We start from the raw sequence: 19,687 nt of genomic DNA on the forward strand, positions 1-19,687 counted from the left end.
GCATCTTTTCTCAGCACAAAATTTTAATTTTAGCATTTATGGAAATCCGACAAATTTGCCTAAAAACACTAGCAAATTCTATTTAGCAGGAACGTTTTTGACATTTTATCGTCCTTATATAATATAGGTTATCAAATATTTCTATAAGGGGTAAATGATCGTGAAAAGGATTATTTTGCTTTGTTTTTCTTTATTGCTTATCACAAGTTTTTCCCACTCCATGGCCCATGGCAATCCTGCTAATGAGGAATCCCCCATCGGGAAAGTTTCCGGCAAGGTATTGTTTGTGCCTTTGGATGAAAGGCCAGTCAGTTTGGATTATGTAACCCAAACCATTGGCGGGACCGGGGTAGAGGTAATTACACCGCCTAGGGAATTACTGCCCAATAAAAAAAATGCCGCGAATACGGACAGGCTTTGGCAGTGGGTCTTGGAACAGTGTCCCCAGGTAGACTATCTGGTAATGGCCAGTGATAACATGATTTACGGGGGGCTTATTCCCTCCCGCATCCACTCCCTTGATATCCAAACCCTAACCAACCGAGTGGCTAATTTCTCCAAAATCAAGAAAATCAATCCCAAGGCAAAGGTTTATATTTTCACTACGATTATGCGTTCTCCCAGGGAAAGTGGCAGCACCGAAGAACCGGATTATTACCTTACTTATGGCAGCAAACTATTTCAGTACAGCGCTTTGCTGGACCGAGCGGATTTGGGAGCGCTAACTCCGGCGGAAGAGAAAAGGTTTGCTCAACTGCAGGCGGACATACCCCAAGCCATCCGCAGTGATTGGTTTAACCGCAGGGCCAGAAACCTGAATGTTACCAAGCAATTAATCAGCCTTAACAAAAAGGGTATCATCGACTACATGGCCCTCACCCGGGATGATTGTGCCGTTCATTGCGCCAGTCACCATGACTTCCGCAGGCTACAGGGTGCCTTTACGGGAATGCCCCAGAGTCAATTTATTACCTTCCCCGGAGCCGATGAACTGGGCATGGTATTGCTGACCAGGGTAACCAATGAGTTAGCCGGGGTCAAGCCAAAGGTATATATTCAATATGCACCAGGGGCTGGGGGCAACACTCTGCCCGGTTATGAAGACCAACCTTTAGCGGTCACCGTTCAGGATCACATTGTTGCTGCCGGTGGCATCACCGTGGCCAAACCTGCCGAAGCCGACCTGATCCTCGGTGTCAATAGCCCGGAGAATGGTGTCACCAAAGAGGCGGCTACTGCCCACAATGTGATCCAAAACAGGCCCGGCACGGTAAAATTTGTAGAAACCCTGCAAGGCTTTCTACAGCAAAACAAAAAAATTGCCGTTGCTGACATTGCCTTTTCCAACGGGGCGGATAATACCTTCATGGCCCTGCTGGAAAAGGAAGAAATGCTGCCCTATCTTAAGGCCTACTCTGGCTGGAACACCTGCAGCAACAGTGTCGGCTATACCCTGGGTCAAGGCATGCTGGCAGATTATATGGATATCGAGCTGCAGCAAAGGCTCCTGACCATTCGATATTTGGATGACTGGGCTTATCAGGCGAATATTCGTCAAGCCGTTGAAAGGGAAGTCCTTTCCCCCTTGGGCTATGGCCAAAATAATTTAGGCCCACTGGAAGCAAGGGTAAAGGACGAAATTAAAACCCGGCTCCAGACCTTTGCCGATAACCATAACTTAAACGTTAAGGTACAAGATGTTTCTTTGCCCTGGCATCGAGCCTTTAATATTAAGGTTGAGGTGGAAATTTAAAGGGAGTGTCGCCTGCTGCTTAATCAAGCAGCAGGCGACACTCCTCTTCTTAATTATTTAAAAATTAATCGCTATCGCCATACCCAATCACTACTGATTGGCCGGTCAAAGCATCAATATATGTGACACCCGCTTGAGGTTTTGGCATATAAACCAGATACGGGGCTGGTGCCCTCTGCCCGAGCCATTCCGGCCAGAAATAGGTCAAGGCTAGGGGGTGGGTTTTTAGATACTCAGCTTTAGCAACTTCAGCGGTGACAATCCCTTGCTTATCCGGCAGCCTTACAGAAGGATCCAAACCACCTTTGGCATATCCTACTACCTCACCCGTTAAATTATTGATCGAAACAAAATAGCCCCCATCACTGACTGGAATTCCCTGATATAGGGGGTAAAACGAAAAATGACTGACTGGCTCCGGCAGCTCTTCTTTGTTCTTTCGTTTCGGATCAAACCAGGCGATCGTATCAAAATCATAGGATACTAAATCCATTTCGGTTGAACCGGCAGCCAAATACCTTTGTATAAATTGCAGGGCTCTTTGCCGAATTAACTCTTTGGAAACCCTCTCTTCTTTAACTGCCTTTGAGTGATCTTGCACGCTTAAACGCAAAACTTCTCCGCTATCCGCAACAGTCTGTAGGTGTACATACTTAATGTTGTTTCCGTCCTCGGGCTCATTGGCAGTGCTCCAGGAAAAGTCTTTATATTTCGTAGCTCCTTGGAAAGTATCTTTATGTTCATGAATATGATTAAACGCCATCGTTCCCATGTCCATCTTAAATTCTTCGACCAGTACTTTAGCCGCTTCTTCCTTGGTCTGTGCCAAAAGTTGCTTCCCTGCACCAATCAATTGCACCCTCTCCGATTGGCTGGCCAAATTCCCCATTTCCTGTATAGGTTCACCGGATAAGGCATCAATCGAACTGGCATGCACCGGCGCATACATAAGAACGGGACGAGTCTCCCTTGATTCGCCCCTCATGCCGAATTGCAAGGGTTGACACTGTATGTAGTTCAGTTTCATTTGTATCATTTGGTTAAATATATCCGTGGCTTCTTGCTGGCTGATGGCTTTGGCCGGGTCTGGAAAGACACCGGTATCTAAATTGTCCATTTTTTGTCGGTAATAACCGGTTATATGCCCAGCGGCATCCACGTCTACCCTTAGTGCTTGATTCAAAAAGGGTATCCCATTCACTAAATAATCAAAGCTTATCGTCCTTGCACTCCACCGTATTTCTTTACCCTCACTATCACTACTTGAACTACCACTATAGCCTAATTGCTCATTCATTTGGTAGAGGTCTGCCTTGTCCCCCAGAACCCTCTTAATAAATTGAGCTGCCTGCTGCTTGGCTAATTCCTGTGACGGCAGTTTTTCCGTGGCCCACTCAGGAATTGACATGTCAAACGTACAGAGTTCATCGCTGTTGGCAGCAAAGGTTAATCTGGCACTGGCTGCATCGATACCGGAGCTTCCCGGCGGAAGTTCTTGATAAAAGTGCCATATCCAAATGCTGTCTGTTTCAGAGTTTCCTACAAATTGAAGGGTTAGTTTTTTCAGCTCCGGCAGTATCTGATAATATTTTTCCAGCATCCTCTGTTGTGAATCTGTTAACTCAACCCCCGTGGCAATAGTTGCCTCCTTCGAATCAGCTTCAGTTTTTGCTATCTGGTTCGTTTGTTCCATCCTTTCCGGCACGGCAACTTGGCTACTTTCACTTGCCGTCGCCATAGAGGTCATCAGCAGACCCATGGCCAGAACAACTCCGGCTACCATATGCTTAGTCAATTTCGTTTCCCTCCATGTTTTTATACCATTATAACCCATCAAGGAATAACCTTTAATGATTTTTATAGGCTTTCTTGTTGTAAAATTTTAAGTAACCCCAAAATTCCCTTTCGCTCGGTGCTAACAATCATTCCTTCCGCATTGGAATCTACCGCAAATGATAGAAGTTTATTGTCATCCCCTTCAAAATTGATTTGAAAATCTACAAGAGGTTTTTCCTCTCTTTCGTCTAAGTAATGATTAAATATAAATTTTTGGGAGGTATTGCTTTATGAAGAGAAACTTCTTACTTATTCTTTTGGGTTTCTTAATGGTAGTTTTCCCATTTAGCACTCAAGCACTGGCAGCGGATCAGACAGTTACGGTAAATCCCTTGCCCTTGAAATTTTTTATTAACGGCAGTGAGAAAACCCCCACGGAGGGACAACCCTCCTTTATCCATCAGGGTACCACCTATGTGCCCCTGCGTTTTGTGACAGAATCCTTAGGCCAGTCGGTAAAATGGGATGGCGATACTTTAACGGTGTGGATTGGTGAAACACCGGCCATGGCCAAGCAAAAAATTGTGGTTGGCTGCGACCCTACCTTCCCACCCTTTGAGTCTTTGGAACCAAACAATAAATATATCGGTTTTGATATTGACCTAATGCAAGCTGTCGCTAGGGCTGAGGGCCTGGAGGTAGAATTTAAAAATGTTTCCTTTGATCAACTTTTTTCATCTTTGCTGGCTGATCAAGTGGATGCCGTGATTTCTGGTATCAGCATCACCGAGGAACGAAAAAAGCGGTTTTTATTTTCCCAGCCCTACTTTACTTACGGGCAAGTCATTGCTGTAAAATCCAATAACAGCAGTATAAACAAACTATCTGATTTGGCCGGTAAAAGCGTTGCTGTACAAGGTGGTTCCTATGCCTCTGGTCTAGTTGAACAACAGGTCTCGGCTAAGCTGCACCCCTTTGACACCGTTGAACAGGTCCTGACAGAATTAAAAAAAGGACAAGTAGATGCCGCCATCTGCGACTTCCCCTCCGCTAGCACATATATTCGTACCAACAATGACATCAAGTTGTTAGGTGAATTGATTTCCCCAGAGGAAATGGGCATTGCTGTGGCTCAAAACAAACCTGAACTACTGAACCAGATTAACAACGGTTTACAAAAAATCATAGAAAGCGGCGAGTATGCAAAAATTTATCAGCAGTGGTTTGGCGATAACACATGGCACACTGCTTCATAGTTATTCAACCATGGTGCCAGGGCACCATGGTTGAATAGTAGGAGGTATTTGTATATGAAAAGAATCGGTTGGGCTTTATTTGCGACAGTATTTATATTCTTTCTATCGCTCATCGTCATTGCTCCCATCATTTCAAATATTGGATACAGTTCGGTAGAAGGTTCCTATCATGCTGCAACACATGCCATTTTAATTTCGCTACTATTTACGGTCATCGTTTGTACAATGATGATTATGGAAGAAATTAATCTGATTAAAGAAAAATTAAACGGGGATAAAAAAGTATAGATTTATCCTCTAGTTAATAATGTGAGAAGGTGATCGGGAAGGAGGTTAATAATGAGGAAACCCTTGGTCTTTGTGTTAATGCTTTTTATGGCACTCGTACTTGTTTCTTGTACAAAGGTTGCAGACACACCGCAACCCACGGTTTCTCCATCAAAAGATGCAACGGTTAATAATGCAAACCTTATGAGTGATACTGCTGGGAAATTAGGAATTACGCATCAAAACTATCCGAAAATGGATGGCTCTACCTCAACGCTTTCAATTGTTCGGGCCATCAATAAAGCGCTCTATCAGTATTATGAAAATGACAATTTTCCTGAAACAGCAGCAAAAACAGTCCCTTCCTATCAAGCACTGATAAACGGTGAAGTGGATATGATCATTGTACCCTATGCCTCTTCGGATGTTCTGGACCTTGCAAAGGACAAGGGCGTAGAACTTGAATTTTTCCCAATAGCCGCCGAGGCACTGGTATTTATCACCCCCATCGAAAACGAGACGGAAAATATAACACTAGAGCAGTTGCGCAGCATATACCTCGATTATGGCATAACGAATTGGACTGAGTTAGGTGGCCCTAACCGTGCGCTTGTGCCAATTTGTAGAAATTCGGACAGCGGCAGCCAATCACAGATGGATAACCTTGTTTTAAACGGTAAGAAAATGCACTCCGCCATACAGAAAAACTATGTGGAGCTAACCATGGAGGGTATGCTGGAACAAGTGGCTTTTTACCATAATGGCGGATTGAATGGCAGCCCCACAGACAGCTATGCACTTGGCTATACTCTATACACTTATTTAAAAAGCATGGGGGAAGTTACAGGGATCGATGAAAGGTTGAAGATCCTCGCATTTGAGGGTTTCGTTCCCACGGAGGAAAGCCTGGCAGATGGTTCATATTCTCTTACGGATGGTTATTATGCGGTGGTGCGCAAGGATTTGCCGAAAAACCACAGTGCCAGGATTATCATCAACTGGCTGAAAAGTGATGATGGAAAGGCTGTTATAAAAGGACTGGGGCTTATTCCTTATGAATAATACTCTAAAAAGATTAATTTTATTTTTTATCACTGTGGTATTTTCCTCCATAATCTTACAATATGCATATAGTTATTTTTTTGCAGATGGATTCATTGCACGTACGCTAATCTTTATATTTGTTTCTGCTATATCTTATAAATACATTATTTACAAGAAAATGTAAAAAATATATTTATGAGTTGCTGAACATTATTCTTATATTGCATCACCGTGGATTTCTGTGAACCATGTAGGGGGACGACTCTGTCCACCCGTTTTGGGGCAACGATACATTCCTTATACATAATGCAACACTTGCTAACGGCAATAACAAAAATAACAATAAGCCCTTGTCTTTGCCAACAGGCAAAACAAGGGCTTTGATTAGCTGTTTACTTTGGTTTCTGGCAGTAGACCATAGGCCATACTGTCGGCTAGGGCCTGCCAGCTTGCTTCTATGATGTTAGTGGAAACACCGACGGTGCCCCAGTTCTTTTTGCCGTTGCCGGTTTCGATAAGCACGCGAACCTGGGCTTCGGTTCCTGCTTTTTCTTCCAAAACCCGAACCTTGTAATCGGATAAACGCATGCCAGCCACTTCCGGATAGAAGGTTTCCAGCGCTTTTCTTAGGGCGTTATCCAGAGCGTTTACCGGGCCATTACCCTCGGCTGCGGTATGGACAATTTCTTCCCCGACCCTCAGCTTAATAACCGCCTCTGAATGAATGGGGTTTTGTTCCCGCATCTCTAGAATCAGCCTCATGCTTTCCATTTGGAAGGGTTCTTGGTAGCCGTTGATGGCCTTGCGGAGCATTAGTTCCAGAGACCCCTCGGCTGCTTCAAACTGGTAGCCTTTGTGCTCCATGTTTTTCAATTGCTCCAGGACCTGCCGCCCTTCTGGGCTGCCTTTGTCCAGTTGGAGTTCTTTATATTTATAGAGGAGGTTGGAGATCCCGGCCAGCTCAGACATCAGCACTCGTCTTACATTGCCCACCAGTTCGGGAGCCATATGCTCGTAGGTGCCTGGTTCCTTCATTAAGGCACTGACATGGATGCCCCCCTTATGGGCAAAGGCGCTCTCACCCACAAAGGGTTGATTCGCCACTGGGTTTAAGTTTGCCAGTTCGTAGACATAGCGTGAGAGTTCGGTCAGGTAGGCTAGATTAGCCGCCGGAATGGTGGTACAACCCATTTTTAAGCTAAGGTTTGGTACGATGGAGCAAAGATTGGCATTGCCGCATCTCTCCCCGATGCCGTTAATGGTTCCCTGCACCTGGGTGACACCAGCCTGCACCGCCATGATGCTATTGGCCACGGCCATTTCCCCATCATTGTGTGCATGGATGCCCAATTCCACTCCCGGTAACTCCCGGGCCACATGGGTTACAGCTTGCTGGATTTCATGTGGCATGTTACCTCCATTGGTATCACAGAGGATCACTGCATCTGCTCCGCCTTGGACGGCTGCCCTTAGGACCTGTAAAGCGTATTCTTGATTGGCCTTGTAACCATCGAAAAAATGTTCCGCGTCAAAGAATACGGTAAGTCCTTTACCCTTTAGGAAAGCCACTGATCCCTGTACAATGCGTAGGTTTTCCTCCAGGGTAGTATTAAGGGCTTTGATTACATGGAAATCCCAGGATTTACCAAAAATAGTTGCTACTTGAACGCCGGCGTCTAACAAACCATTTAGATTGGTGTCTTGCTCAGGTTCCACACCTGGTTTGCAGGTGCTGCCAAAGGCTGTGACTTGAGCATTCTTTAAATGGTGGTGTTTGATAAGATGAAAGAATTCCATATCCTTAGGGTTGGATCCCGGCCAACCCCCTTCGATATAATGGAAACCCATATCATCTAGCCTTAGGGCTATTTTAACCTTGTCTTCTGCCGAAAGGCTTACGCCTTCACCCTGGGTACCGTCCCGTAGTGTGGTGTCGTATATTTTAACTGTCTTTAAATCCCCAATTCAAACCACCTCATTGTTTCTCATACTGCATTTCTTTAGGGTCCGGCATGAGCTCTGGGCCGTGCCCAAGACTCATGGCTTGACCCCATATTCTTACCCTAAAGCTTTTATTATAGCATCGGTCATTTCCACTGTGCCCAACTGAGTTTTGTCTGGCTGCATGATATCTCCGGTGCGGTAGCCTTGGGCTAATACCTGATTCACGGCCTGCTCAATGGCTGCTGCTTCGGTGTCTAAACCAAAGGTAACGCGCAGCATCATGGCGGCGGATAGGATGGTGGCAATGGGGTTCGCTAAGTTCTGGCCGGCAATATCCGGAGCCGAACCGTGAATGGGTTCAAAAAGGGCCACTTCTCCGCCCAGGCTGGCAGAGGGAAGCATCCCGATGGAACCGGTAAGCTGGGAAGCTAAATCTGTCAGGATATCACCGAACATGTTCTCTGTAACCATGACATCAAATTGCTTGGGATTACGTACCAACTGCATGGCACAGTTATCCACATACATATGGCTCAATTCAACATCGGGATATTCCTCGGCTAGCTTTATCACTACTTCCCGCCACAGTTTAGAACTTTCTAATACGTTGGCCTTATCCACCGACATTAGTTTTTTGTTTCTTTTTCTGGCCATTTCAAAGCCTAAACGGGCTACCCTTTCAACTTCTTGGGTGGTATATTCTAAGGTTTCGACTGCCTTTTGTCCGCCATCGGGCAAATTTTCCCGGTGTTTCTCGCCAAAATATAGGCCGCCGGTTAATTCCCGGATAATCATAACATCCAAGCCGGAAACCAATTCTTCCTTCAAGGGGGAAGCCTCAGCCAGGGCGGGGTTCACCACCGCGGGCCGTAAATTGGCATAGAGGCCTAATTTCTTACGGAGGGGTAACAGGGCACCCCTTTCTGGTCTTAGCTGGGGCTCCAGATTATCCCACTTAGGTCCTCCCACTGCCCCCAAAAGCACCGCATCACTATTGCGGCAAAGCTCCAGGGTTTCCTCCGGCAGTGGGTGCCCAGTGGCATCATAGGCTGCTCCGCCAATGAGGGCAGTTTTAAATTCAAACTGCCGCTGGTATTTCTCCCCGATGACTTGTAAAACCCGAACAGCCTGGGGAACAATTTCCGGCCCGATACCATCACCGGGCAGCAGTGCTATTTTATACATCCTGGCTCACCCGCCCTTTAACATAGCCGATGAGTCCGCCGGCATCAATAATTTGTCTCATAAAATCTGGAATGGGCACTGCTTGATAGGTCTTACCCGTGGTTTGGTTAACAATGGCACCACTGCCTACATCAACGGAAATAACATCTCCCTCATTGACTTCGTCAGCGGCCTCCGGGCATTCCAAGATGGGTAAACCAATGTTAAAGGCGTTGCGATAAAAAATCCTGGCAAAGGATTTTGCCACAACGCAGGAAACCCCCGCAGCCTTAATGGCAATGGGAGCATGCTCCCGGGAACTGCCGCAGCCAAAGTTTTTCCCGGCCAACATGATATCGCCGGTGTTTACCTTGGCGGCAAAGGTAGGATCTCCGTCTTCCATACAGTGCTTCGCCAGCTCAACTGGATCAGAGGTGTTTAAGTAACGTGCTGCAATAATGACATCTGTGTCCACGTCGTTGCCAAATTTCCATACTTTACCTTGTAAGCTCATTTACAGCACCTCCCCAGGGTGAGAAATATGACCAGTAACTGCGCTGGCTGCGGTCACAGCAGGGTTCGCCAAATAAACTTCACTTTCTGGATGGCCCATGCGACCTACGAAGTTGCGGTTAGTGGTAGAAATGCAACGTTCACCCTTGGCTAAGATACCCATATGACCTCCCAGGCAGGGACCACAGGTGGGGGTGCTGACCACAGCCCCGGCATCCAGGAAGATTTCAAAGAGACCTTCCCGCATGGCCTGACGATAGATTTCCTGGGTACCAGGAATAATAACCAATCTAACCCGTTTATGAACCTTTTTCCCCTGGAGGACCTCTGCTGCCAGCCGCAAATCTTCCATGCGACCGTTGGTGCAGGAGCCAATGACCGCCTGATCGATATCCACATGGCCGGCTTGACTGACGGGCCGAGCATTTTCAGGCAGGTGGGGAAAGGCCACCTGGGGTTCAATATCCGCCACGTTAAATTCAAAGACCTCTGAGTACTGTGCAGCCGGGTCACTGGTAAAGAAGGTATAGGGCCGTTTCGTCCGTCCTTCCACATACTGCCGGGTGATTTCGTCCGGTTGGATAATCCCATTTTTACCCCCGGCTTCAATGGCCATGTTGCACATGGTTAGGCGACCATCCATGGATAACTGGCGGATGGCTTCGCCGCAGAATTCCATGGCTTTATATAGGGCACCATCCACGCCTATTTTACCGATGGTGTAGAGGATTAAATCCTTGCCGCCAACATAGTTACTTAACTTTCCGTTAAAGACAAACTTCATTGACTCCGGCACTTTAAACCAGGTTTCACCCAGGGCCATGGCAGCGGCCAAGTCTGTGCTGCCTACCCCGGTGGCAAAGGCTCCCAATGCCCCATAGGTGCAGGTGTGGGAATCGGCCCCGATAATGACGTCGCCGGGTCCCACCAAGCCCTGTTCAGGCAGTAGACAGTGTTCAATCCCCATACGTCCAACTTCAAAATAGTTTGTCAGTTCCTGGGCATGGGCAAAGTCCCGTACCAGCTTTGCCTGTTCGGCAGACTTAATGTCTTTGTTGGGTGTGAAGTGGTCCGGCACTAACGCCACTCTGTCTTTATCCCAAACTTTTGCCCGGCCAATCTTAGCAAATTCCTTGATGGCTACCGGTCCCGTAATGTCGTTTGCCAAAACCAGATCAACCTTCGCATTGATTAGTTCTCCAGGTTTTACCCCTTCTTTGCCTGCTGCTGCAGCCAATACTTTTTCCGTTATTGTCATTGGCACGGTAATTCACCCCTTATAGCTTTCAGCCTTCCGGCATCTGCCGCCGGCTTTGTGTTATATCAAAACTTATTTCTGATCGTAAATTAATTTGTTTACAGCATTTACATAGGCCTTCGCCGAGGCCTCTAATATATCCGTGCTGAGACCGCGTCCGGTATAGGTTTTTTCATTTCCCTCACACTGTAGCTTTACTGTTACATCTCCCAAAGCATCTTTGCCGCCTGTAATGGCATTAAGGGCATAGTTTACTAAAGTGCAGGAAAACCCTGTAATTTTATCCACGGTTTTATAAATAGCATCTACAGGTCCATCCCCACAGGCAGCCTCCTCTTTTAGTTCCTCACCGACCCGTAGTCCCAGGGTAGCGGTGGGTACCACAGAGGTCCCAGTGGAAATGTGCAGGTATTCCAATACATAGGTATCTGGAATATGCTTGATCTCATCTTCCACGATGGCCTGTAAATCTTGATCGGCAATTTCTTTCTTTTTATCGGCCAGTACCTTAAAGCGGCTAAAGGCCAAATTTAATTCTTCTTCGTTTAAGCTATAACCCAGTTCCGACAAACGCTCCTTAAAGGCATGTCGCCCAGAGTGTTTACCTAAAACTAAGTTGTTAGCGATAATCCCCACCTGTTCTGGATTCATAATCTCATAGGTGGTTCTTTCCTTTAGCACACCATCCTGGTGAATGCCGGATTCATGGGCAAAGGCATTTTTACCCACCACGGATTTATTAGGCTGCACAGGCATACCGGTCAAAGAACTTACTAATCGACTGGTTCGATAAATTTCCTGGGTGTTGATGCCTGTTGTTAAGCCATAATGATCCTTTCTGGTATGCAGCCCCATAATCACTTCTTCCAGGGCAGCATTACCAGCCCTTTCTCCGATGCCGTTAATGGCCCCTTCCACCTGTCTGGCACCGACTCCCACTGCGGCCAGTGAGTTGGCCACTGCCAAACCTAGGTCATCGTGACAGTGCACACTGGTAGTAACCGTATCCATGCCTGGGGTTTTTTCTATAATCGCCCGAATAAATTTAGCATATTCTTCCGGTGTGGTATAGCCCACGGTATCCGGTATATTAATCACTGTGGCACCGGCCTTAATGACTTCTCCAAAAACTTTACAAAGGTATTCCAAATCCGAACGGGAGGCATCTTCCGCAGAAAATTCTACGTCGGAGGTGTATTTCTTGGCATGTTTTATAGCAGCCACAGCCGCTTCAATAACCTGCTCCCGGTTCATCCGCAATTTATATTTCAAATGAATATCAGATGTGGCAAGAAAAATATGAATGCGTCCCTGTTCAGCGCCTTTTAGGGCTTCCCACGCACAGTCAATATCCTTAACGTTTGCCCGGGCCAAGCCTGCAACGGTAATCCCTCGTATTTCTTTGGCCACAGCCTGAACAGCAGCAAAGTCTCCGGGGGAGGTAAGGGGAAAACCAGCTTCAATAATATCTACTCCTAACCGTGCAAGTTGCCTGGCTATTTGTAATTTTTCATTTAAGTTTAAGCTTACCCCTGGGGATTGCTCACCATCCCTCAGGGTGGTATCAAAGATATGCACCCGGTTGTTCAAACCATTCCCTCCCATATTATCTTTATTCTATATCCACCGCATCGCATAGATCCTTGCCTGCCATTACCATGGGTAAAACATTTTCTTCGGGGTCGATGACACAATCCACGATGAACGGTCCATTTTCCCCAAAGACCTCGGTTAAGGCACTCTGTAGTTCTTCCTCTGTTCGAACAGATATTCCCTTAAAGCCATAGACCTTGCCCAGGGCGGTAAAGTCTGGTACAAAAGAAAACTCCACGGCTGTATAGCGTTTGTCGCAATAAAATTCCTGAAGTTGGCGAACCATGCCCAGACATCCATTATTCAAAACGAAAATTTTCAGAGGCAAACCTTGCTCCCTGGCAGTGCTTAGCTCATTTAAGGTCATTTGGAAGCTGCCGTCACCCGTTACCAACACCACGGTTTCGTCTGGCCTGCCAATTTGTGCCCCGATGGCACTGGGTAAGCCAAAGCCCATGCAGCCCAAACCACCGGAGGTCACCAAATCTCTGGGCCCGGTAAAGTTATAATGCTGCGCCACCCACATTTGGTGCTGGCCCACATCCGTGGCAATAATGGCTTTGCCCTTGGTATGGCGGTTGATTTCCTCAATAATATGTTGGGGCTTGAGGAGATTGCCCTCCGTCCGGTATCTTGGCCCAAATTCTTCTTTCCAGGCAGCTACCTTTGTGTTCCAAGCAACATTTTGTTTTTTATCTAACCGAACGACTAAAGCCTCCAACACCTTCTTGGTATCCCCAACGATGGGTAGGTGTGACAGGATGTTCTTGCTAATTTCCGCTGGGTCAACATCCACATGAATAACCTTTGCGTTAGGAGCGAAGCCGCCTAATCTGCCGGTAACCCGGTCATCGAAACGAGCTCCCAGGGTAATTAGCAAGTCGCATTCGGTAACCGCCAAGTTGGCCGCCTTGATACCATGTAAACCCAGCATACCCAGGAACAGGCGATGATCACCGGGAAAGGCCCCCAGACCCATGAGAGTAGCTACCACCGGTGCATCAATGGTTTCTGCCAGCCACAATAATTCTTCCGAAGCATTGGCATTAACCACTCCGCCGCCTACGTAAATAACGGGTCTTTCCGCTTGCATGATTATTTTAGCCGCTTGATTAATCTGAGCCACATGACCCTTAACCGTTGGTTTATAGCCCATCAATTCTACATCCGTTGGGTAGTTAAAATTAATTACAGTCTGAGCAACATCCTTTGGCAGGTCAATTAACACCGGTCCCGGCCTGCCAGTACGGGCAATATGAAAGGCCTGTTTAATAATCTTGGGCAGCATTTTAGCATCTTTGACTAGATAATTATGTTTCGTGACCGGCATGGTAATACCGGTAATATCAACCTCTTGAAAGGCATCTGTTCCTACCTGGGATGTGGGAACTTGCCCGGTAAAAGCAACGATAGGAATTGAATCCATATAAGCATTGGCTAATCCAGTTACTAAGTTTGTGGCACCTGGTCCTGAGGTTGCCATGCATACCCCCACTTTACCGGTTGTTCGGGCATAACCACTGGCCCCATGGGCCGCCCCCTGTTCGTGCCGGGTTAATATGTGCTTGATCTTGCTGCTTCTCAAGGCATCGTAAACAGGGAGGATGGCACCACCAGGATAACCAAAAACGTTTTCTACACCTTCCATTTCCAGGCAGCGAACCAAAGCTTCGGCGCAAGTAATTTCCAAAGCAATCCCTCCCGTAATAGTCGTCAGCCTTCAGCCATCAGCCGTCAGCCTAACGCTTTATTAAACACTCTATTGTAAACTAATTTCCAAGGTGCCTTAGGAAGTGCCGCCATCAACCACCAACCAAAGCAGAGGGCTGACAGTTGACGGCCGATGGCTAGACCCCCAAGGAATATCCCAAAGATTATTTCTTTAACCAGGACATCATTTCACGAAGTCTGGCTCCTACTTCTTCGATTTGATGCTCTTTTTCCATTTTGCGAATGGCACTAAACTGAGGTGATTTTACCTGGTTTTCTAACATCCAGTTGCGGGCAAAGGTGCCATCCTGAATCTCCATCAGTACCTGTCTCATTTCATCACGGGTTTCTTCGGTGATGATACGAGGTCCAATCATGTAATCGCCATATTCTGCGGTATTACTAATGGAGTATCTCATTCTGGAAAGACCACCCTCGTAGATCAAATCCACGATTAATTTTAGTTCGTGCAGGCATTCAAAGTAAGCCATTTCTGGGGCATAACCTGCTTCTACCAAGGTATCGAAGCCGGCCTTAATTAATTCGCTGACCCCACCGCAGAGAACTGCCTGTTCACCAAAGAGGTCGGTTTCCGTTTCTTCCTTAAAGGAAGTTTCAAATACACCCGCTTTGGTGCAACCAATACCTTTCGCATAGGCCAAAGCAATATCCTTGGCTTTGCCAGTGTAATCCTGGTGTATCGCCACCAAACCGGGAACCCCTTTGCCTTCGGCATACATCCGTCTTACCAAATGACCAGGGCTTTTCGGTGCTACCAGGAATACGTCTACGTTTTTGGGCGGTACGATTTGACCAAAGTGAATGTTAAAACCGTGGGAAAACATTAAGGCCTTGCCTTCGCTTAAGTAGGGTTCAATTTCTTCTGCATAGACTCTGCCTTGAATTTCATCCGGCAGCAGTATTTGAATAACCGCTGCTTGGGCGCAAGCATCCGAAACAGTAGCTACCTGTAAGCCATCTGCTTCCACTTTGCTCCAGCTGGCACTGTCTTTACGCAAACCAACCACTACGTCTAAACCACTATCGCGAAGGCTCTGGGCCTGGGCGTGACCTTGGCTGCCATAGCCTAAAACTGCAATTTTCTTACCCTTTAAAAACTCCAAATTAGCGTCACCATCGTAATAAACCTTAACCATGATTAGTCCTCCTCTTTTGTCTTGTTGATATTGGTATATTTGGCGCCCCGCAGCATTGCTACTTTACCGGTACGCACTAGTTCTTTAATGCCGAAGGGGCGCAGGGCCTCTTCAAAGGCACTAATTTTCTCTTGGTTGCCAGTGCACTCCAAAGTGAGATTCTTGTGACCATAGTCAACGATATTGGCCCGGAAAATCTGGGCTACTTGCATGATTTCATTTCTATTACCATTATCAGCACTAACCTTAATCAGCACCATTTCCCGGTCTACATGGGGATTGGCAGTAATATCGTTGATCTTGATGACATCCACTAACTTGTGCAATTGCTTACTTACCTGCTCCAACACCCTTTCATCTCCCTCTACCACAATGGTCATACGGGAGATCGCCGGGTCATCGGTGCGTCCCACTGCCAAGCTATCAATGTTATAGCCGCGCCGACTAAAAAGGCCTGCTACCCTGGCCAATACACCAGGACTGTTTTCCACTAATACTGCCAGTGTGTGATACATTTAGCCACCGTTCCTTTCTTTATAGAAACTATTCCTAATAATCTCCACAGACATAAATTACCGGAGAAATTCGATAGTAAGGTTAGGCAATACCTTTATCAGGTTTTTGGCGGCGTTTTAATTCTGGGCTAGCGTTTTTATAATGTCAAAAGGAAACACCTTTTCTAACCTATCATTTCATTTAAAGCATTGCCCGGTGGAACAAAGGGCAATACGTTTTCCTCTGGTTCAATCACAAAATCCATCAATACGGGTTTACGGGACTGGATTGCTGCCTTGAGCACCTCAGCAACTTCACTCTTTTTGGTTACTTGGTAGCCCTCCGCGTCATAGGCTTCAGCCAACTTAACAAAGTTGGGGCTTTTCATTTCTACGTAGGAGTAGCGTCGATTATAAAGAAGTTCCTGCCACTGGCGAACCATGCCAAGGTAACCATTATTCATGATGGCAACATTTACCGGCAGGTCATTATCCACTGCGGTGGCCAACTCTTGAATATTCATCTGGATGCTGCCATCACCGGCTATATCAAACACAATATCTTCGGGGCAAGCCACCTGGGCGCCAATGGCAGCGGGAAAACCATAACCCATGGTACCCAGTCCCCCGGAGGAGATAAAGGAGCGTGGTTTGGTATAGGTATAATACTGGGCCGCCCACATCTGATGCTGACCCACCTCGGTGGCTATGAGGGCCTCTCCGCCGGTCTGACGGTAGATCTCCTGGATCACCTGCTGGGCTTTTAGCCCTTCGCCATTTTCAGCAAAATTAAGCGGGTATTCCTTCTTCCAGGTACTAATTTTTTCTTGCCAAACGCCGGATATCTTCGCTTCCACCCGCTGCAGCAGTTGATTTAGTACTAGCTTTACATTACCCACAATGGGAATATCTACTCGTACATTTTTACCAAGCTCCGCCGGGTCAATATCAATGTGGATAATCTTGGCGTGGGGAGCAAAGGCCTCAACCTTGCCTGTTACCCTGTCATCAAAACGCACCCCAACGGCGATTAACAAATCACAGTCACAGATGGCAAAATTAGCATATTTTGAGCCGTGCATACCCAACATGCCCAATGACAGAGGATGATCCTCGGGAAAACCTCCTAAGCCCATTAGGGTGGTGGCCACAGGTGCCAGTAAAGCTTCGGATAATTTCTTAAGTTCTTCGTGGGCACCGGCACTGACAATCCCCCCGCCGGCATAAATCACCGGGCGTTGGCTTTCTGCAATAGCCCTAAAGGCCCTGTTAACAGCTTCCTCACTGGCTTCGCCGGGAGGACGATAACCGGGCAATTCCACCAGACCATTGGGGTAATAATCCATTTCCCCGGCGGAAACATCCTTGGGCATATCAATCAGCACGGGTCCAGGTCGCCCTGTGGAAGCGATATGAAAGGCTTCTTTGACTACCTTTCCCAGCTCATTAATATCTTTAACAATGTAATTATGCTTCGTTATGGGAAGGGTAATACCTGTGATATCTGCTTCCTGAAAGGAATCCCTGCCCAGCATCGTCGTCGGAACCTGACCGGTAATGGCCACCAGGGGAACCGAATCCATGTAGGCATTGGCAATTCCTGTGACCAGATTTGTGGCACCGGGGCCGGAAGTGGCCAAACAAACCCCTACCTTACCGGATGCCCTGGCATATCCATCTGCCGCATGGGCGGCCCCTTGTTCGTGGCGACACAGTATATGTCTAATATCGGAATCATAAAGTGCATCATAGATGGGCAGTGCTTGCCCGCCCGGGTAACCAAAAATGGTATCAACGCCCACTTGTTTTAAACTGTCAAGTAATATTTGCGCACCGGACATTCTCATTGTAAAAAACCCCCAGTTCGTCTTTTATACTTTATTCAACACCGCCCCTGTTCCGGCAGAGGAAACCTTCTCGGCATAGCGGGCCAAATAGCCACTTCTTACTTTAGGCTGAGGTGCCTGCCATTCTGACAGTCTGCGGTTAATTTCTGCTTGGTCAAGCTGTACTTCCAGTCGATAATTGGGAATGTCGATTTCCACAATATCCCCGTCCTGGAGGACGGCTATAAGACCTCCTTCCGCCGCTTCCGGGGAAACGTGACCAATGGAGGCACCCCGGGAAGCTCCAGAGAAGCGACCGTCTGTCAGCAGGGCCACTTCTTTATCCAGTCCCATACCAGCCAGCACCGATGTAGGACCTAGCATTTCTCTCATACCAGGCCCTCCCTTGGGCCCTTCATAACGGATAACGACAACGTCACCTGGCTTTATTTTGCCGCCGGTAATGGCTGCATTGGCTGCTTCTTCTCCGTCAAAAACCCGGACAGGACCCGTATGCTTTAACATCTCTGGTGCCACAGCAGCCCTCTTTACAACGGCCCCATCCGGTGCCAAATTTCCCCTCAGAATGGCTAGACCGCCGACCGGACTGTAAGGTTCTTCGACACTACGGATGACACTGCGATCCCTAAGTTTTGCTTGTTCTAATAATTGTCCGACCGTCAGGCTACTGACAGTTTTAATGTTCAGATTAATCAGATGATTATGACTTAATTCTTGCATTACTGCCTGGATTCCTCCCGCAGCATAAAGATCTTGTATATGATGTTCTCCCGCCGGGCTCAGCTTGCATAAATGGGGAGTTTTTTCGCTGATTTCATTGATCAGGTCTAAGTCTAGGGTAATTCCTGCTTCATTGGCAATGGCTGGCAGGTGTAAAACTGTGTTAGTGGAGCACCCCAGGGCCATATCCACAGCCAAGCCGTTGCGGAAGTTCTCCATGGTCAGTATATCCCGGGGTTTTAAATCCTCTTTGACCAGAGCCACGGCCCTCATGCCTGCTGCCTTGGCCAGCCGTCTCCGGGCTGCGGATACCGCCGGGATCGTGCCATTGCCAGGCAAGGCCATACCCAGGGCTTCGGTTAAGCAATTCATACTGTTGGCAGTAAACATACCGGAGCAGGAACCACAGCCGGGACAAGCATTGTCCTCTAGCTCTGCCAATTCTTCTTGGGTCATCCGGTTCGTTACAACCGCCCCAACTGCTTCAAACATTTGACTCAAGGAAACATCCTTGTCTTGAAATCTACCAGCCAGCATGGGCCCACCGCTCACTACAATCGCCGGAATATTTAGCCTGGCGGCAGCCATCAACATGCCAGGAACCACCTTGTCACAATTCGGTATTAGGACCAAACCGTCAAAGGGATGGGCCTGGGCCATCACTTCGATGGAATCCGCAATAATTTCTCGACTGGCCAGGGAATATCTCATACCCGGGTGTCCCATGGCAATCCCATCACAAACAGCAATCACCGGGAACTCCACGGGTGTACCACCAGCCATCCGAATACCAGCCTTGGCTGCCTCGGCAATTTCTCTTAAGTGCAGATGGCCTGGTACAATTTCGTTAAAGGAGTTAACCACCCCAATCATAGGGCGGGAAATTTCTTCATCTATCATGCCCAGGGCCCGAAACAAACTACGGTGTGGTGCTCGTTCCAAACCCTTTGTCATGGTATCACTACGCATATTATTACCCCCCGATGAAAGTATTTAAAAAACAAAAAACCTCTCAATCTCCGGCATAATGCCAGGGACGAGAGGTTAAACCTTCCGCGGTACCACCCTAATTGCTCAACAGAGCCACTCATGCAACAAAACAGTACGACTGTCTGTGCCACTTTAATAACGGGTTGCTAATCCCGGCCCCAATTACTCGTAAGTCTTTCACAGGGGCAGCTCCTGGGTGAG

At 47.4% G+C, this 19,687-nt stretch carries 15 protein-coding genes and 1 other annotated feature (1 of these 16 running past the window's edge); of the genes, 4 read left to right on the plus strand and 11 right to left on the minus strand.

What is annotated here, in order from left to right; genetic code table 11:
• Positions 1–160 precede the first annotated feature (160 nt).
• Positions 161–1,753, plus strand: a complete 1,593-nt coding sequence (locus tag V6C11_RS15460; protein ID WP_333532101.1) for a DUF4127 family protein — start codon at positions 161–163, stop codon at positions 1,751–1,753.
• A 64-nt stretch (positions 1,754–1,817) separates the two neighbouring features.
• On the opposite strand, the gene V6C11_RS15465 is transcribed toward V6C11_RS15460, so the two are convergent.
• The gene (locus V6C11_RS15465; RefSeq protein ID WP_333532102.1) at positions 1,818–3,548 is read right to left on the minus strand and encodes a YcdB/YcdC domain-containing protein; all 1,731 of its coding nucleotides are present in this window, start codon (positions 3,546–3,548) and stop codon (positions 1,818–1,820) included.
• 271 nt (positions 3,549–3,819) lie between these two features.
• Here V6C11_RS15465 and V6C11_RS15470 point away from each other — a divergent pair, with 271 nt between their 5' ends.
• Genes V6C11_RS15470 through V6C11_RS15480 form a run of 3 tightly spaced genes read left to right on the plus strand, consistent with a single transcriptional unit; the run spans position 3,820 to position 6,114 of the window.
• Positions 3,820–4,785 (plus strand): transporter substrate-binding domain-containing protein, encoded by a 966-nt coding sequence (locus V6C11_RS15470; protein ID WP_333532103.1) that lies wholly within the window; start codon positions 3,820–3,822, stop codon positions 4,783–4,785.
• A 54-nt stretch (positions 4,786–4,839) separates the two neighbouring features.
• Positions 4,840–5,073 carry a hypothetical protein gene (locus tag V6C11_RS15475; protein WP_333532104.1) on the plus strand — a complete coding sequence of 78 codons (234 nt, stop codon included), beginning with the start codon at positions 4,840–4,842 and terminating at the stop codon, positions 5,071–5,073.
• Positions 5,074–5,124: 51 nt separating this feature from the next.
• A complete protein-coding gene (locus V6C11_RS15480) occupies positions 5,125–6,114 on the plus strand; it encodes a PstS family phosphate ABC transporter substrate-binding protein (RefSeq protein ID WP_333532105.1) in 990 nt (329 codons plus the stop codon).
• 366 nt (positions 6,115–6,480) lie between these two features.
• On the opposite strand, the gene cimA is transcribed toward V6C11_RS15480, so the two are convergent.
• The 10 genes from cimA to ilvD all read right to left on the minus strand — a co-directional run bounded on the left by cimA (position 6,481) and on the right by ilvD (position 19,465).
• Positions 6,481–8,037, minus strand: a complete 1,557-nt coding sequence (gene cimA, locus V6C11_RS15485; protein ID WP_333532170.1) for a citramalate synthase — start codon at positions 8,035–8,037, stop codon at positions 6,481–6,483.
• Between the two features lie 117 nt (positions 8,038–8,154).
• Positions 8,155–9,225 (minus strand): 3-isopropylmalate dehydrogenase, encoded by a 1,071-nt coding sequence (leuB, locus tag V6C11_RS15490; RefSeq protein ID WP_333532106.1) that lies wholly within the window; start codon positions 9,223–9,225, stop codon positions 8,155–8,157.
• The gene (gene leuD, locus V6C11_RS15495) at positions 9,218–9,718 is read right to left on the minus strand and encodes a 3-isopropylmalate dehydratase small subunit (protein ID WP_333532107.1); all 501 of its coding nucleotides are present in this window, start codon (positions 9,716–9,718) and stop codon (positions 9,218–9,220) included. Before leuD ends, leuB begins: the two co-directional genes overlap by 8 nt.
• A complete protein-coding gene (gene leuC, locus V6C11_RS15500; RefSeq protein ID WP_333532108.1) occupies positions 9,719–10,981 on the minus strand; it encodes a 3-isopropylmalate dehydratase large subunit in 1,263 nt (420 codons plus the stop codon). It abuts the gene before it with no gap.
• A gap of 66 nt (positions 10,982–11,047) precedes the next feature.
• Positions 11,048–12,565 (minus strand): 2-isopropylmalate synthase, encoded by a 1,518-nt coding sequence (locus V6C11_RS15505; protein WP_333532109.1) that lies wholly within the window; start codon positions 12,563–12,565, stop codon positions 11,048–11,050.
• Between the two features lie 22 nt (positions 12,566–12,587).
• Positions 12,588–14,258, minus strand: a complete 1,671-nt coding sequence (ilvB, locus tag V6C11_RS15510; RefSeq protein WP_333532110.1) for a biosynthetic-type acetolactate synthase large subunit — start codon at positions 14,256–14,258, stop codon at positions 12,588–12,590.
• A 184-nt stretch (positions 14,259–14,442) separates the two neighbouring features.
• A complete protein-coding gene (ilvC, locus tag V6C11_RS15515; RefSeq protein WP_333532111.1) occupies positions 14,443–15,435 on the minus strand; it encodes a ketol-acid reductoisomerase in 993 nt (330 codons plus the stop codon).
• Between the two features lie 2 nt (positions 15,436–15,437).
• Positions 15,438–15,950 (minus strand): acetolactate synthase small subunit, encoded by a 513-nt coding sequence (ilvN, locus tag V6C11_RS15520; protein WP_333532112.1) that lies wholly within the window; start codon positions 15,948–15,950, stop codon positions 15,438–15,440.
• 164 nt (positions 15,951–16,114) lie between these two features.
• Positions 16,115–17,776, minus strand: coding sequence for a biosynthetic-type acetolactate synthase large subunit (ilvB, locus tag V6C11_RS15525; protein ID WP_333532113.1), 1,662 nt, complete (start codon positions 17,774–17,776; stop codon positions 16,115–16,117).
• 24 nt (positions 17,777–17,800) lie between these two features.
• Positions 17,801–19,465 (minus strand): dihydroxy-acid dehydratase, encoded by a 1,665-nt coding sequence (gene ilvD, locus V6C11_RS15530; RefSeq protein ID WP_333532114.1) that lies wholly within the window; start codon positions 19,463–19,465, stop codon positions 17,801–17,803.
• A gap of 60 nt (positions 19,466–19,525) precedes the next feature.
• Positions 19,526–19,687 (minus strand) — a binding site (T-box leader); it runs 85 nt beyond the window's last position.

This window comes from Desulfotomaculum sp. 1211_IL3151, assembly GCF_036763075.1.
Taxonomy (GTDB): Bacteria; Bacillota; Desulfotomaculia; order Desulfotomaculales; family Desulfotomaculaceae; genus Desulfotomaculum.